Source organism: Amycolatopsis albispora (assembly GCF_003312875.1).
GTDB classification, from domain to species: Bacteria; Actinomycetota; Actinomycetes; order Mycobacteriales; family Pseudonocardiaceae; genus Amycolatopsis; species Amycolatopsis albispora.
Window position 1 is genome coordinate 4,813,025 of record NZ_CP015163.1, and the last position, 15,535, is coordinate 4,828,559.

13 protein-coding genes are annotated in these 15,535 nt (G+C 71.3%); 5 read left to right on the forward strand and 8 right to left on the reverse strand.

Annotated elements, in window-relative coordinates:
- Nucleotides 1-184: 184 nt before the first annotated feature.
- On the forward strand, nucleotides 185-709 hold the full coding sequence (locus A4R43_RS22650) for a CHAP domain-containing protein (protein WP_113694171.1): 525 nt from the start codon (nucleotides 185-187) through the stop codon (nucleotides 707-709).
- A gap of 88 nt (nucleotides 710-797) precedes the next feature.
- Here A4R43_RS22650 and rho read toward each other — a convergent pair whose 3' ends face one another.
- The 6 genes from rho to argS form a co-directional block, all read right to left on the reverse strand.
- Nucleotides 798-2,819 carry a transcription termination factor Rho gene (gene rho / locus A4R43_RS22655; RefSeq protein ID WP_113694172.1) on the reverse strand — a complete coding sequence of 674 codons (2,022 nt, stop codon included), beginning with the start codon at nucleotides 2,817-2,819 and terminating at the stop codon, nucleotides 798-800.
- Between the two features lie 378 nt (nucleotides 2,820-3,197).
- A complete protein-coding gene (thrB, locus tag A4R43_RS22660; protein ID WP_113694173.1) occupies nucleotides 3,198-4,076 on the reverse strand; it encodes a homoserine kinase in 879 nt (292 codons plus the stop codon).
- Nucleotides 4,073-5,119, reverse strand: a complete 1,047-nt coding sequence (thrC, locus tag A4R43_RS22665) for a threonine synthase (protein ID WP_113694174.1) — start codon at nucleotides 5,117-5,119, stop codon at nucleotides 4,073-4,075. The genes thrB and thrC overlap by 4 nt, the downstream gene beginning before the upstream one ends.
- A complete protein-coding gene (locus A4R43_RS22670; protein WP_113694175.1) occupies nucleotides 5,116-6,417 on the reverse strand; it encodes a homoserine dehydrogenase in 1,302 nt (433 codons plus the stop codon). The genes thrC and A4R43_RS22670 overlap by 4 nt, the downstream gene beginning before the upstream one ends.
- On the reverse strand, nucleotides 6,414-7,850 hold the full coding sequence (lysA, locus tag A4R43_RS22675) for a diaminopimelate decarboxylase (RefSeq protein ID WP_113694176.1): 1,437 nt from the start codon (nucleotides 7,848-7,850) through the stop codon (nucleotides 6,414-6,416). Before lysA ends, A4R43_RS22670 begins: the two co-directional genes overlap by 4 nt.
- 5 nt (nucleotides 7,851-7,855) lie before the next feature.
- Nucleotides 7,856-9,511 carry an arginine--tRNA ligase gene (argS, locus tag A4R43_RS22680; protein WP_113694177.1) on the reverse strand — a complete coding sequence of 552 codons (1,656 nt, stop codon included), beginning with the start codon at nucleotides 9,509-9,511 and terminating at the stop codon, nucleotides 7,856-7,858.
- 73 nt (nucleotides 9,512-9,584) lie between these two features.
- Between argS and A4R43_RS22685 the strand changes: the two genes are divergently transcribed.
- From A4R43_RS22685 to A4R43_RS22695, 3 genes are all read left to right on the forward strand, one after another.
- Nucleotides 9,585-10,277, forward strand: coding sequence for a DUF3105 domain-containing protein (locus A4R43_RS22685; protein ID WP_113694178.1), 693 nt, complete (start codon nucleotides 9,585-9,587; stop codon nucleotides 10,275-10,277).
- A 159-nt stretch (nucleotides 10,278-10,436) separates the two neighbouring features.
- Nucleotides 10,437-11,309, forward strand: a complete 873-nt coding sequence (locus A4R43_RS22690; protein WP_113694179.1) for a DUF3105 domain-containing protein — start codon at nucleotides 10,437-10,439, stop codon at nucleotides 11,307-11,309.
- Entirely contained in the window at nucleotides 11,306-12,067 is a 762-nt protein-coding gene (locus tag A4R43_RS22695; protein WP_113694180.1) for a DUF305 domain-containing protein, read from the forward strand. Before A4R43_RS22690 ends, A4R43_RS22695 begins: the two co-directional genes overlap by 4 nt.
- On the opposite strand, the gene A4R43_RS22700 is transcribed toward A4R43_RS22695, so the two are convergent.
- Both A4R43_RS22700 and A4R43_RS44105 read right to left on the reverse strand, forming a co-directional pair.
- On the reverse strand, nucleotides 12,060-13,754 hold the full coding sequence (locus tag A4R43_RS22700; protein WP_236808194.1) for a dihydroxy-acid dehydratase: 1,695 nt from the start codon (nucleotides 13,752-13,754) through the stop codon (nucleotides 12,060-12,062). The genes A4R43_RS22695 and A4R43_RS22700 overlap by 8 nt on opposite strands.
- Nucleotides 13,755-13,870: 116 nt before the next feature.
- Entirely contained in the window at nucleotides 13,871-14,149 is a 279-nt protein-coding gene (locus A4R43_RS44105) for a hypothetical protein (protein WP_236808195.1), read from the reverse strand.
- A gap of 114 nt (nucleotides 14,150-14,263) precedes the next feature.
- On the opposite strand from A4R43_RS44105, the gene A4R43_RS22705 reads away from it, so the two are divergent.
- Entirely contained in the window at nucleotides 14,264-15,508 is a 1,245-nt protein-coding gene (locus A4R43_RS22705) for a helix-turn-helix domain-containing protein (RefSeq protein ID WP_162788557.1), read from the forward strand.
- The last annotated feature ends 27 nt before the right edge of the window (nucleotides 15,509-15,535 follow it).

Below are 15,535 nucleotides of genomic sequence, written 5' to 3' on the forward strand. Positions count from 1 at the left end.
GTCCCCGGGATTTCACGGGGTGAACCGGAGCCGGACGTCAGCGGGTGATTCTGCCAGACGCGCCGGTACCCGCATCAACAGGGCCCGGCCTGCGGTTATTCCCCGGCTTGTACGGATCTTGTACATCTTCACGAGATGGTATCCAAGTTGGTTATTCGGCAACTTGGACGCGAAGGAGTGAACGATGCGCATCAGGAGACTGCTGGTCGGGACCGCGGTGGCGGTGGCGCTCGCGGGCGCCGCGGTGGCCCCGGCCCAGGCGAGCCCGATGTCGCCGGGGATCACCGCGGCCGACATCAACCCGGCCGCCGGCACGTTCACCACCGTGCCCGAGTCCGACCTGGCCGCGCTCGGCGCCGGTGACGGCACGCCGGCCGGGGCGGTGGCCTGGTTCAAGGCGAAAATGGGCAGCACCGCCTACCAGGGCCTCTGCGAGAAGGCGGTGGAGAACGCCTACGGCACCACCGGCGTCTGGGCCTCGGCGAACGCGCACTGGAACGGCGCCAGCCCGAAGCACACCGACGGCAGCAGGCCGCCGAAGGGCGCGTTCGTCTACTGGAACATCAGCCAGTGGGGCCACGTGGGCATCGCCGACGGCAACGGCGGCATCTACGCCACCAGCATCGGCGGCAAGATCGGCCACGCCTCCAGCGTGAACTATTTCAACAACTACCGCGGCTGGACCCCGGCGGCCGTCCCCCACCAGTAACCTGGGCCATAGACCTCTTGGTGGGGACCGGAGGAAAGCGAAGGGGGCTGCACCCGCTCGGGTGCGGCCCCCTTCGTGGTCAAACCACTCAATCCTCGTCGGGACCGAGTGCGGTCTTCGAGACCTGCATCAGGAACTCGATGTTCGTCTTCGTCTTGCGCAGGCGGGACAGCAGCAGGTCGATCGCCTGCTGCGAGTCCAGCGCGTGCAGGACGCGGTGCAGCTTCAGCGTCACCGCCAGCTCGTCCGGCGAGAGCAGCAGCTCCTCCTTGCGGGTACCGGACGGGTTGATGTCCACCGCGGGGAAGACGCGCCGCTCGGCGATCTTGCGGTCCAGCTTGAGCTCGGCGTTGCCGGTGCCCTTGAACTCCTCGAAGATCACCGTGTCACCGGTGGACCCGGTTTCCACCATCGCCGTGGCGAAGATGGTCAGCGAGCCGCCGTTCTCGATGTTGCGCGCCGCGCCGAGGAAGCGCTTCGGCGGGAACAACGCGGTCGAGTCGACACCACCGGACAGGATGCGCCCGGACGCCGGGGCCGCCAGGTTGTAGGCGCGGCCGAGGCGGGTGATCGAGTCGAGCAGGACCACCACGTCGAGGCCCATCTCGACCAGGCGCTTGGCCCGCTCGATGGACAGCTCGGCGACCGAGGTGTGGTCTGACGGCGGGCGGTCGAAGGTGGAGGCGATGACCTCGCCCTTCACCGACCGCTGCATGTCGGTGACCTCTTCCGGCCGCTCGTCGACCAGCACCACCATCAGGTGGCACTCGGGGTTGTTCGTGGTGATCGCGTTCGCGATGTCCTGCATGATCGTGGTCTTGCCGGCCTTCGGCGGCGACACGATCAGCGCGCGCTGCCCCTTGCCGACCGGCATCACCAGGTCGATCACGCGGGTGGTGAGCTTGTGCGGCTCGGTCTCCAGCCGCAGGCGCTCGTTCGGGTACAGCGGGGTCAGCTTGGTGAAGTCCGGGCGCTTCTTCGCCTGGTCCGGCTCGAGGCCGTTGATGCTGTCCACGCGCACCAGCGGGTTGAACTTCTGCCGCTGCTGCTCGCCCTCGCGCGGCTGGCGCACCACACCGGTGATGGCGTCACCGCGGCGCAGGCCGTACTTGCGGACCAGCGACAGCGAGACGTACACGTCGTTCGGCCCGGCCAGGTAGCCCGAGGTGCGGACGAACGCGTAGTTGTCCAGCACGTCCAGGATGCCGGCCACGGGCAGCAGGACGTCGTCCTCGCGCACCTCGGTGTCCGGGCTGCCGCCCTCACCGCGGCCACCGCGGCGGCGGCGGTCGCGGAAGCGGCGGCCCCGGCGGCCGCCCTCTTCGTCGTCGTCGGACTGCGCGTTGCCGCGGTTGTCCTGCTGACCACGCTGGCGGTCGTTCTGCCGGTCGCCGCGGTCGTTGCGGTCACCCCGGTCGTTGCGGTCGCCGCGCTGGCGGTCCCCGCGCTGCTGCTGGTCACCGCCCTGCTGGCGGTCACCGCCCTGGCGGTCGCCACCCTGCTGGCGCTCGCGGCGCTGCTCGCCGGAGCCACCACCGGAGGCGTCGCCCTGCCGGTTCGAGCCGCGACGGCGGCGCCCGCCCTCACGGCGGCCACCGTCCTCGCCGGAGGAGGACTGGTCGCCGGACGGCGCCTCGCCCTCGGTCTCCTTGCGCTCGGCCGGGCGCTCGGCCTGCTGCGGCTCGGCGCTTTCCTGGACCTTCGCGGCGGGAGCGGCGGGAGCGGGCTCGGCCTGCTCCGGCTTGGTCTCCGCCTTCGGCTGTTCCGGGGCCTTCTCCTTGCGCGGGGCGCGGGTCTTCGCCTCGGCGGGCTTGCCGGCGTCGATGCCGTCGAGCGGAAGCGTGTCCGCGCTGGTGGCGGTCGCGGCGGCGCTGGTGCGCCGCTTGGTCTTGCCCTGGCGCTCGCGGATGGCCGCGATCAGGTCCCCCTTGCGCATTCCCGCGGTGTCGCTGATGCCGAGTTCACCGGCCAGCGAGCGCAGGTCCGCGATGACCATTCCGGACAGACCGCCGGGTCGGCGTTTCGGCGCGGCGGTGCCGTTCGCCTGCGGCTCGGCCCCAGCATCAGCGCTGGGAGCCGCGTCGCCGCTCAGTAGATCGGTGTTGCTCACACAAGTCCTTCCTTACCGATCCACGCCTCCAGGTGGATCAGCGGACTGCCGCCCGCGTCCGAATCACGAGACGGCTAGTTGTTCCCGTGGCCGGAAGCCAGATCCAGCCGAGACGTACGAGTCACGGCGGGAGAACCGCCGACACGGGAAGTACGTGCCCCATACGGCACACGCGAAATCCGTCACCGCGACCGCACCGGAGCCCGTTGCCGTACCCCAGGACCCCCGCAGGACCCTGGACTGGACGGGAAAATGCGATCCGGGCTGAACCCCCGGAACCTGCACCGGGTGCGGACTGCGCACGGTGATCGAACGCCCCCGAGGGTAGACCGGCCCGCTTCACCGTGCAACAACCACCCCTACTTTGCGTTCGGCGTGTTATGCCACAGCGACCTGTACGCCGGCCGCGTCCACGGGCAGCGCGATGACCTCGAAGGAGTCAACGTCGACCGCGGCCGGGAGTATTCCCGTCGTGGTCAGCGCCAGAACCGTCGGCCCGGCACCGGAAATCGCCGCCGCCACGCCGTGTTCGCGCAGCTGCGCCACCAGCCGCGCGCTGGCCGGGTAGGCCGGGGCGCGGTAGCTCTGGTGCAGCCGGTCCTCGGTGGCGGTGAGCAGCAGTTCCGGCCGGGATGTGAGAGCGCGCACAGCCAGCGCGGCGCGTCCGGCGTTGAAGGCGGCGTCGGCGTGCGGCACGTGTTCCGGCAACAGGCCGCGGGTGGCGTCGGTGGAGGACCGCTGCGCCGGCACGGCCAGCACCGGCTTCAGGTCCGGGTGCGGGTCGAGCCGCTCGGCGCCGAACCGGCCGCCGTCCTGCCAGGCGATGACCAGCCCGCCGAGCAGGCTCGCCGCCGCGTTGTCCGCGTGCCCCTCGAAACCGGCGGCCAGCTGCAGCGCCTCGTCGTCGAGTTCACGCCCGGCCAGCGCGTACCCCGCGGCCACCCCGGACACCACCGCCGCGGCCGAGGAGCCGAGGCCGCGGGCGTGCGGAATCGCGTTGTGGCAACGCAGGTGCAGCCCCGGCGGGGAGAACCCGAGGTGGTCGCACGCGCGGCGCAGCGCGCGCACCACGAGGTGCGTCTCGTCGGTGGGCACGTCGGCCACCCCGCCCGCGCCCGCGTCGATCACCTCGACCTTGAGCCCGGCGTCGGTGACCCGCACCTCGACCACGTCGTGCAAGCCCAGCGCCATGCCCAGCACGTCGAAGCCCGGCCCGAGGTTCGCCGTCGAGGCCGGGACGGTGACCCGCAGGTTCACGCGAGCTCCAGCGCCGCGGCCACCGCGGTGGGGTCCACCGCCAGCGGTTCCACCTCGACCACGCCGTTCAGCGCGGTGGCCGGGTCCTTGAGACCGTGCCCGGTCACCGTGCAGACCACGGTCGAGCCACGCGGGATCCGGCCGTCCGCGGCGGTGATCAGCAGGCCCGCCACGCTGGTCGCCGAGGCGGGCTCGACAAAAACGCCCTCCTTGCGGGCCAGCAGCCGGTAGGCCTCGAGGATCTGCTCGTCGGTGGCCTTCTCGAACAGGCCGCCGGAGGCGTCCTTGGCCTTGACCGCCTTGTCCCAGGAAGCCGGGCTGCCCACGCGGATCGCGGTGGCCACGGTCTCCGGCTCGGTCACCGGCTCGCCGTCGACCAGCGGCGCGGCACCGGCGGCCTGGAAGCCGAACATGCGTGGTGTGCCGTTGACCACACCGTCGGCCGCGTACTCGGCGTACCCGGCCCAGTAGGCAGAGATGTTGCCCGCGTTGCCGACCGGCAGGCAGTGGATGTCCGGCGCCGCGCCGAGCACGTCGCAGACCTCCCACGCCGCGCTCTTCTGGCCGACCAGGCGCACCGGGTTGACCGAGTTCACCAGGGTCACCGGGTAGTCGGCCGCGGTTTTGCGCGCCAGCTCCAGGCAGTCGTCGAAGTTGCCCTCGACCTGCAGGATCTTGGCGCCGTGCGCGACCGCCTGGGCCATCTTGCCCAGCGCGATCTTGCCCTCGGGCACCAGTACCGCGCTGGTCAGCCCGGCGCGGGCGGCATAGGCCGAAGCCGAGGCCGAGGTGTTGCCGGTGGAGGCGCAGATGACCGCCTTGAGCCCGCTGGCCAGCGCGTGCGTGATGGCCACGGTCATGCCGCGGTCCTTGAACGAGCCGGTCGGGTTGGCGCCCTCGACCTTCAGGTACACCTCGCACCCGGTCAGCTGCGACAGGTGCGGCGCGGGCAGCAGCGGGGTGTTGCCCTCGCCGAGGGTGACGATCTTCGCGCCCTCCGGCACGGGAATGCGGTCGGCGTACGCCTCGATGATCCCGGTCACTGGTCTTCGCCTTCCACGCGCATAACACTGACCACTTCCCGCACCACGTCCATCTTCCCGATCTCGTCCACTGTGGACTCGAGGGCGGCGTCCGGGGCCAGGTGGGTGACGATCACCAGGCTCGCGGTGGACAGCCGGTCGCGCTGGCGGACCGCGGCGATGCTCACCCCGTTCGCCGCGAACACCTGCGCCACCTGGGCCAGCACACCCGGCCGGTCGGCCACGTCCAGGCTGACGTGGTACCGCGTCGGGGTCTGCCCCATCGGGCGGACCGGCAGCCCGGCGTGCGCGGACTCACGCGGGCCGAGCCCGCCGAGCACCCGGTTGCGGGCCACCGCGACCAGGTCGCCGAGCACCGCGCTGGCGGTCGGCGCGCCACCGGCGCCCTGGCCGTAGAACATCAGCTCCCCGGCGGCGTCGGCTTCGACGTAGACCGCGTTGAACGCACCGCTGACCCCGGCCAGCTGGTGCGCGCGAGGGATCATCACCGGGTGCACGCGGGCGGAAACCGACTCACCGCCGTCTTCGCTGGTGACCCGCTCACAGATGGCGAGCAGCTTCACCGTGCGGTTGAGCATCTTCGCCGCGGCGATGTCCGACGCCGTCACCGCGGCGATGCCCTCGCGGTGCACGTCGGCCGCGGTCACCCTGGTGTGGAAGGCCAGCGACGCGAGGATCGCGGCCTTCGACGCGGCGTCGTAACCGTCCACATCGGCCGTCGGGTCCGCCTCGGCGTAACCCAGCCTGCTCGCTTCGTCGAGCGCTTCGGCGTATCCGGCGCCGGTGGAGTCCATTGCGGACAGAATGTAGTTCGTGGTGCCGTTGACGATGCCCATCACGCGGGTGATCCGGTCACCGGCCAGCGACTCGCGCAGCGGGCGCAGCAGCGGGATGGCCCCGGCGACGGCGGCCTCGAAGTAGAGGTCGGCGCCGGAGGCGTCGGCGGCCTCGGACAGCTCCGCCGAATGCTCCGACAGCAGCGCCTTGTTCGCGGTGACCACGGACTTGCCCGCGCGCAGGGCGTCCAGCAGCCAGGTGCGGGTCGGCTCGATGCCGCCGATCAGCTCGACGACCACGTCCACGTCTTCGGCGGTGACCAGCTTCGCCGCGTCCGCGGTGAGCAGTTCCGGCGGCAGCTCGGGGTGCTTGTCCGGGCGGCGGACGGCGATGCCGGCCAGCTCGACCGGCGCACCGGCGCGGGCGGCCAGCTCGCCCGCCTGCTCGGTGAGCAGCCGCGCGACCTCACCGCCGACCGTGCCGCAGCCGAGCAGGGCCACGCGAATGGGTTCGGACCTCACGACACCTCCAAGCCCAGCATGTCCTCGGTGGTTTCCCGCCGCAGCAGCAGCCGCGCCCCGCCGTTGCGCACCGCGACCACCGCCGGCCGCGGCTGGCGGTTGTAGTTGCTGGCCATCGAGTAGCAGTAGGCGCCGGTCGCGGCGACCGCGATCAGGTCACCGGGAGCCAGGTTCTCGGGCAGCCAGCAGTCGCGGACCACGATGTCGCCGGACTCACAGTGTTTTCCCACCACGCGGGACAAGGCGGCGTTCGCTTCGCCGTCCTGGCCGTCACCGGCCGCCCGCGAAACCAGCCGCACGTCGTAGACCGCGTCGTAGAGCGAGGTGCGGATGTTGTCGCTCATCCCGCCGTCGACGCTGACGTAGCGCCGCACCGCGTTGTCCCCGAGCGTGACGTCCTTGATCGTGCCGACCTCGTAGAGGGTGACCGTGCCCGGACCGGCGATGGCGCGGCCGGGCTCACCGGCGATGCGCGGCACCGGCAGCCCGGCGAAGGCGCACTCCTTGCGCACGATCTCGCGGATCTGGGTGACCATCTGCGCGGGCGGCGGCGGGTTGTCCCGGTCGGTGTAGGCGATGCCGAACCCGCCCCCGAGGTCCACAATGGATAGCTGGTCCACCAGTTCCGGGCCGTGCTCCTTGCCCAGCTCGGCGAGCAGCCCGATGATCCGGCGCGCGGCCACCTCGAAGCCGTCGGCGTCGAAGATCTGCGAGCCGATGTGGCTGTGCAGCCCGATCAGCTTGAGCGAACCGGCGTTGAGCACCCGGCGCACCGCCTCGGCGGCGTCCCCGGAAGCCAGCGAGAAGCCGAACTTCTGGTCCTCGTGCGCGGTCGCGATGAACTCGTGCGTGTGCGCCTCGACGCCGACGGTGACCCGCACCAGCACCTGCTGGGTGATCTCGTGGCGGGCGGCCACCTCGGCCAGCCTGGCGATCTCGAAGTACGAGTCGAGCACCACCGTGCCCACCCCGGCCTGGACGGCCATCTCCAGCTCGGCGACCGACTTGTTGTTGCCGTGGAAGGTGATCCGCTCCGGCGGGAACTCCGCGCGCTGCGCGATGGCCAGCTCGCCGCCGCTGCACACGTCCAGGCTCAGCCCCTGCGCGGCCACCCAGCGGGCGATCTCGGTGGACAGGAACGCCTTGGACGCGTAGTGCACCAGCGCCGGGTCGTCGAAGGCCTCGGCGTACTCGGCGCACCGCGACTTGAAGTCGGCTTCGTCGATGACAAAAAGCGGCGTGCCGTAGGTCTCGGCCAGCTCGCGCACGTCGACCCCGGCGATCCGGACCACACCGTCCGGCGCGCGGAAGGCGTTGCGGGGCCACACCTTCGGGTAGAGCCGGTCCAGTTCGCCCGAGGTGGACGGCGGGAACCCGGCGGTGTCCGCATGGGCATGGACCTCGGCGTACCGGGGTCCCGCGGGGTGAGCCATGGAAACTACATCCGTTCCGGCGCCGAAACGCCCAGCAGTTCGAGACCGTTGGCGAGCACCTGGCGCGCGGCCTCGCACAGCGCGAGGCGGGCGAAGGTGAGCGGCGTGGGGTCCTCCCCGCCCTGCGGCAGCACGCGGGCCACGTCGTAGAACTTGTGGTAGGCGCTGGCCAGGCTCTCCAGGTACCGGGCGACGCGGTGCGGTTCCCGCAGTTCGGCCGCCTTCCTCAGCATTTCCGGGAACTCGCCGATCGTTCGGATCAGGTCACCTTCCCGCGGGTGGGTGAGCAGGCTCAGGTCCGGCTCCCCGTCGGCCTTGAGGCCGAGTTCGGCGGCGTTGCGCTGCAGCGAGGCCAGCCGTGCGTGCGCGTACTGCACGTAGTAGACCGGGTTCTCGTTGCTGTGCTTGCGCAGCAGGTCCAGGTCGATGTCCAAAGTGGAGTCGACGGAGTAGCGGGCCAGCTCGTAGCGGGCGGCGTCCACGCCGACCGCCTCGACCAGGTCCTCCATGGTGATCACGGTGCCGGCGCGCTTGCTCATCCGCACCGGCTTGCCGTCGCTGACCAGGTTGACCATCTGGCCGATCAGCACCTCGACCACGGCCGGGTCGTCGCCCAGCGCGGCGGCGGCCGCCTTCAGCCGGACGATGTAGCCGTGGTGGTCCGCGCCGAGCATGTAGATGCACAGGTCGAAGCCGCGCTGCCGCTTGTCGTGCAGGTAGGCGATGTCACCGGCGATGTAGGCCGGGTTGCCGTCCTGCTTGATCACCACGCGGTCCTTGTCGTCGCCGTGGTCGGTGGTGCGCAGCCACCAGGCGCCGTCGGCGAAGTACAGCGAGCCCTCGTCCTTGAGCTTGGCCACCAGCCGGGCGACCTCGCCGCTCTCGTGCAGCGAGTTCTCCTGGAAGAACACGTCGAAGTCGGTGCCGAACTCGTGCAGGGTCTTCTTGATCTCGGCGAACATCAGCTCGATGCCGACCTTGGCGAAGGTCTCGCGGCGCTCGTCCTCGGGCAGCGAAAGCGCGCTGGGCTCCTTCCGCAGCACCTCGGCGGCGATGTCGGAGATGTAGGTGCCCGCGTAACCGTCCTCCGGCACGGGCTCGCCCTTGGCGGCGGCGATCAGCGAGTTGGCGAACCGGTCGATCTGCGCGCCGGCGTCGTTGAAGTAGTACTCGCGGGTGACCTCGGCGCCCTGCGCGGCCAGCACCCGGCCCAGCGCGTCACCGACCGCGGCCCAGCGGGTGCCGCCGAGGTGGATCGGCCCGGTCGGGTTGGCCGAGACGAACTCGAGGTTGATCTTGAGCCCGGCGAGCGCGTCACCGCGGCCGTAGGCGGCACCGGCCTCGAGCACCTGGGTGATCTGCGCGCCCTGGGCACCGGCACCGAGCCGCAGGTTCAGGAAACCGGGCCCGGCCACCTCGGCGGCCTCGACGCCGTCGGCCTTGGCCAGCGAGCCGGCCAGCGCGTCGGCGAACTCACGCGGCTTGAGCCCGGCCTTCTTCGCCACCTGGAGGGCCAGGTTCGTGGCATAGTCACCGTGCTCCGGGTTCCGGGGTCGCTCGATCGTCACCGCGTCGGGCAGCACCGCCGGGTCGAGACCACGGGCGGTCAGGACCTCCACGGCGGAGTTACGGACAAGTTCGGCGAGATCGGCGGGAGTCACCTGCAGAATTCTAGGTGTGCCCCGCCGACCGGCACGAAGACGGTCCCGGGACCGGGTGAAAGGCGTACAGGGGATGCGATCGACGACGACTGCGCTGGTCATCGCGCTGGTGAGCGTGCTGGTGGCGGGGGCGGGGCTGACCGGCGTGGCGCTGCTCACCGCGGAGCGGGCGGTGGCCGGGCAGGCCACCGTGTCCGAACGCGACCGCGAGCTGACCGCGTTCATGCCATCGGAGGACAACCCGGACCCGTCGGGCGCCATTCCCGGCATCGTGCGGCGGGACTACGACCCCGGGCTGCACGTGGTCGCGCCGCAGCGGGTGGCCTACGACCACTCGCCGCCCTTCGGCGGCAGGCACGACCAGGTGTGGGCCAACTGCAACGGCGTGGTGTACCCCACGGCGGTGCGCACCGAGCACCTCGTGCACTCGCTGGAGCACGGGTCGGTGTGGATCGCGTACAACCCCGATCGGGTCACCGGTGACGAGCGCGCGAAGCTGGCCGAGCGGGTCGAGGGCAAGCCGTACCTGGTGATGTCGCCCTATCCCGGACTGGACCAGCCGATCTCACTGCAGTCGTGGGGCCACCAGCTCAAGGTGCCCACCGCCGACGACGAGCGGATCGACCAGTTCATCACCGCGCTGCTGCTGAACCCGGCCACCTATCCGGAGCCGGGCGCGCCGTGCGACAGCATCGGCTTCGACCAGGACGCGCCGCCGCCGTTCGACCCCACTCCCCCGGGCCCGGACGCCCAGCCGCCGATCTAGGGAGCTTTCCGCCACCCGCACCGCCACGCAGAACACAAGCTCTAGACCTTTGGTAGCAGCACCCTCCGAAGCGCCCTACACCGACCAGACATGCCATCCCTACACTGGCCGGGGTGCTCCATGACCGGGGCGACGACGAGACGAGGTCGGTACAGCACGATGGCAAGCGGCACGAAGAAAAAGGGCAGGCCGAAGAACGCCGTGAAATCGGCCCGCAGCTCCGTGGTGTCCAAGAAGGGCACGCCGTGGGGCACGATCATCGCGGTGGTGGCGATCCTCGCCCTCGCCGGGGTCGTATTCGGCTACTACTACGTCAACTCGGCGGACAAGCGCGAGCAGAAGAGCCGTGAGGAAGCGGCCGCCGCCTTCGCGCCGTCGGCGGAGAACCCGGACCCGTCGCTGAAGATCCCCGGCATCGTCACCCAGCAGTACGAGGCGAGCGTGCACGTGCTGCCCACCGAGCGCGTCGCCTACGACAAGACCCCGGCCTTCGGCGGTCCGCACGACGGCTTCTGGGCCGCCTGCACCGGCATCGTCTACCCGAACCCGGTGCGCACCGAGAACATGGTCCACTCGCTGGAGCACGGCGCGGTCTGGATCGCCTACAACCCCGACCAGGTCACCGGCGACGCGGTGAACAAGCTGCGGGTGCGCGCCGAGGGCAAGCCGTACACGATGATGTCGCCGTACCCCGGCCTCGACAAGCCGGTCTCGCTGCAGGCGTGGGGGCACCAGCTCAAGCTCGACTCGGTCGACGACGAGCGCATCGACCAGTTCATCGCGGCGCTCCGCCTGAACCCGAGCACCTACCCCGAGCAGGGTGCCTCCTGTGACGCGCTCGGCCCCGGCCGGTTCGACGTGGACGCCCCGCCGCCGTTCGACCCGGCGCCGCCGGGTCCGGACGCCAAGCCGATGGACTACAAGGGCACCGAAGGCGCCGAGCCGGACACCACCGGCATGCCCGGCGGCGTGCCGGGCGGCGTGCCCGGTCAGCAGCCCCCGGCCGGTCAGCAGCCCCCGGCCGGCGGATGAGTTCGGACCGGCCTGACGAAGAACGGGCGGAACTCGGCGAGCCCGGTGTCGTCGATGTCGACACCGACGCTCCCGAGCCCCGCCCGGCCTGGTCGCGGGTGGTCATCCTGGGCGCCGCGACGCTCGCGGTGCTCCTGGTCGGCGCCACCATCGGCATGTTCCTCAGCCAGTCGCTCGGCCAGGACACCGATTCCGCGAACCCGGCGCCCGGCCCGGTGGAGGTCGGCTTCGCCCAGGACATGGCGGTGCACCACCTGCAGGCGGTCACCATGGCCAACTGGGCGCGCGACCACTCCACCGACCCGCAGGTCCAGCAGCTCGCCTTCGACATCGCCAGCACCCAGCTCGAGCAGGTCGGCCGGATGAAGGGCTGGCTGATGCTGTGGAACAAGCCGGAGCAGGCCATCGGCGGGTACATGACCTGGATGACCGAGTCCGCCGGGCACGGCCACGGCGGGCACGCGGCGGCGACCGGGCAGGCCGCGCCCGGCGAGCCGCCGATGCCCGGCATGGCCACCAACGACGAGCTGGCCAAGCTGCGCTCGCTGTCCGGCAAGGAGCTGGACGTCTACTTCCTGCAGCTGATGCTCCGCCACCACCAGGGCGGCACGGAGATGGCGCAGTACACCCAGGACCACACCGGGATGTCCGCGGTGAAGTCGCTGACGAACAGCATTCTCAAGTCGCAGGGCGCCGAGGTCCGCGTGATGACCGGCATGCTCGCGGACCGTGGCGCCACGCCGCTGCCGTTCAGCTGAGCGGTTTCCGCAGGAAGTCGAAGTCGCAGCCGTCCGGTGACTGGAGCACGTGCCGGTGGTACAGCAGCTCGTAACCGCGTAACGGTGCTGGCGGCGGGGTGAACTCGGCCTTGCGGCGCTCGAGTTCTTCGGCCGGGACAAGCAGTTCGAGGCGACCGGCGTCGACGTCCAGCTCGATCAGGTCGCCGTCGCGGACCAGCGCGAGCGGGCCGCCGACCGCGGCCTCCGGCGCCACGTGCAGCGCGACCGCGCCGTCGGCGGTTCCGCTCATCCGGCCGTCCGAGATCCGCACCATGTCCTCGACGCCGGCGCGCGCGAGCTTCGCCGGGATGGGCACGTGGCCGACCTCCGGCATGCCGGGACCGCCGACCGGGCCGACCCCGCGCAGCACCAGCACCGAATCGGCGTCCACCGGCAGGTCGGGGTCGTCGATGCGGGCGTTCAGGTCGGTGACGCCGTCGAACACCAGCGCGCGGCCGGTGTGCCGCAGGAACCGGTGGTCCATCGCGGACCGCTTGATCACCGCGCCGTCGGGGGCGAGCGACCCGGTCAGCACGGCCAGCGCGCCACCGTCGGCCACCGGCTGGTCGAACGGGCGCAGCGCGGCACCGGTCTTCGGCTGGACGTCGGCCACCTCCTCGGCCCAGGTCGCGCCACTCGCCGACGGCCGGTCGAGGTGCAGCACGGGTGCGAGTTCCTTGACCACGGCCGGGATGCCGCCCGCTTCGGCGAGGTCCTCGAGCAGGTGCGGCCCGGACGGCCGGACGTCGCCGAGCAGCGGGGTCGTCTCGCTCCAGCGGCGGAAGTGCGCGGCGTCCGCCGGTGCGCCGATCCGGCCGGCCATCGCCGCGAGGTGCACCATCGCATTGGTCGAACCACCGATGGCACACACCACGCGGAAGGCGTCCTCGATCGCCTCGGCGGTGACCACCTCGGCGGGCGGGCGGCCTTCCTCCGCCAGCGCGACCGCCCTGGTGCCGGTGCGCACGGCGGCGTCCTGGCGGGCCGAGCCGGTGGCGGGCAGCAGGGTCGAGCCGGGCAGCGCCAGCCCGAGCACCTCGGCGATGGTGGCCATGGTGGTCGCGGTGCCCATCACGTTGCAGGTGCCCACCCCGCCCATCAGGCAGCCCTCCAGGCGGTTCCAGTCCTGATCGGACAGTTCACCGCGGCGGCGCCGGGCGGCGAGCGGCCAGAAGTCGTCGACGGTCAGCGCTTCGCCGTTCCACCGCGCCACCGGGCGGGGCCCGGCGGCGATCAGCAGGGCGGGCTTGCCCGCGCTGAGCGCGCCCATCACCTGCGCGGGAATGGTCTTGTCGCACCCGCCGAGCAGCACGACCGCGTCGACCGGACTGGAGGTGATCATCTGCTCGACGTCCATCGCCATCAGGTTGCGGAGGAACATCGAGGTGGGGCGCACGAACGCCTCGGAGATGGAGATGGTCGGGAACACCACCGGCAACCCGCCCGCCGCGAGCACGCCGCGCTTGACGGACTCGGCCACCGTGGAAAGCCCGGCGTTGCAGGGGTTCAGCTCACTGGCCGAGGAGCAGATGCCGATCACCGGGCGCTGCCGCACCTCCTCACCGGAGCGGCCGGTCGCCCGCAGGAACGCCCGGTGGAGGAACCCGTCGATCGAGTCCTCATTGAACAGTGATCCATCCCCGCGGCGCGTTTCCTCTTGGGACACAAGCGCTCCCTTCACTCCTCCACGAGCCGTGCGGCTCTGCCGTGACGGTAGCTTGTCCGCTCGAGCGACCGCGCCGACCTCGCCCGTCGGCTGGGCGTGGGCAGGTGGTGAGCACGCTACAAGCAGCGCCTCCGAGTGGTGTCCGCGTTCCGGTCCTTCGCCGGAGCCGGGAGCAGATCGCGTAGTTCGAGCCACGTTTCCGCCATTTTCCGAGCCCGCACCGGGTCGTGGACGCCGATCTCCTGGCGTTCCGGTTTCTCGGCGCATTCCAGAAGCCAGGGGTATTTGCGCTGGGGCGTCGCGCGCAATCGCCACCATCGGCCGCGCCAGAGGATCTCGGAATGGTTGGCCCGCGTGATCCACGAAGGCTTGTTGTGCTGGGCTTTGCTGGTCATAGCGGAACCGTCGCCAGTACACCAGCGCTACCAGATACCACCGTGCATGTCACGCACGCGGTTTGCGAGATGCGCAACAAGTCTTGTACCGAGCGGGGTGACTGTGGGTGTCCGGTGAGGCACACTCTGGACGTGCAGGTGCCCGATCTCGGTCCGGTGATCCGCGCCGCCAGAGTCGCGGCCGGGTTGACCCTGCGCTCCGCCGGGGCGCGGATCGGCTACTCGGCGTCGACGCTGTCCCGGGTGGAGACCGGTCACCAGCAGCCCGACCTGGCGATGCTGTGGCGGCTGGTGGAGTTGTACGGGCTTTCGCCGAGCCGGGTCGGGCTCAGTACCGTGACCGGCACGGACAACGGCTCGGCGGACGGTGACGGCATGCGACGCAGGCTCCTGCTGGCTGGCGTGCTGGGTTCCGCCGCGACCGCGCTCCTGCACCCGGAGCCCACCGGCAAGCCCGTCAGCGTCGCCGGGCTCCGCGCCCGGATCCACACCGCGCAGGGTGACTACCTGGCGTGCCGCTACGCCCAGGTCACCACGGCCCTGCCCGGCCTGTTGCAGGACGCGCAGGTACTCGTGCACGAAGCAAAGGCCGACACCAAGAGCGCGGCGTGGACGCTGCTCGCGTATGCCTATCGGCACACCGCGTGGCTGGCCCTCCGGCTGGGCGACGAGGGACTGGCGTCAGGCATGGCGCACCAGCTGCTGACCGCCGCCCGCGCCGCCGATGATCCGCTGGTGGCGGCGGATGCGGCCCAGCTCGGCGCCGTGCTGCTGCGCCGTTCGGGAGAGCCGGGAGGGGCTGCCGAGCTGGTCACCGGTGTCGCGGACCGCCTGCACGCCGGGCTCGCCGAGCAGGCCGATCGAGCCCACGCCGAGCACGCCGCCGCGTTCGGCGGCCTGCTGGCGGCGGCCGCCTACACCGCGGCCACCGATTCCGACCGAGCCCGCGCGGTCACCCTCTACGCCGAAGCCACCAGCGCCACTCAGGGCATCCAGGTGCCGGCGGGCTCGCTCACCCAGACAGCCGCCGAAGCCCGGTTCCTCCCGCTGTACGGAGTGAGCATCGCGCGCGCACTCGGCGACTACGGCACCGCGATCGAACGGGCACGCGCCATCCGCCCGGAAACCATCACCATTCCCGAACGGCGTGCACGCTATTGGCAAGAGGTCGCGCAGGCCTGGCACGGCTGGGGAAAACCAGAAGCCGCCTTCCGCGCGGTGCGGCAAGTCGAACGCTGCGCCCCTCAGGAACTGAACCGCCCGTGGGCGCGCCAACTCACCCGCGAACTGCTCGGGGCACCTCGCGCGAATCCCTTACCCGGCTTGCGGGAATTCGCCGCGCGCGTCGGCGTCACCTGACAAACCGATCCGAACCCAAAGAAAGGA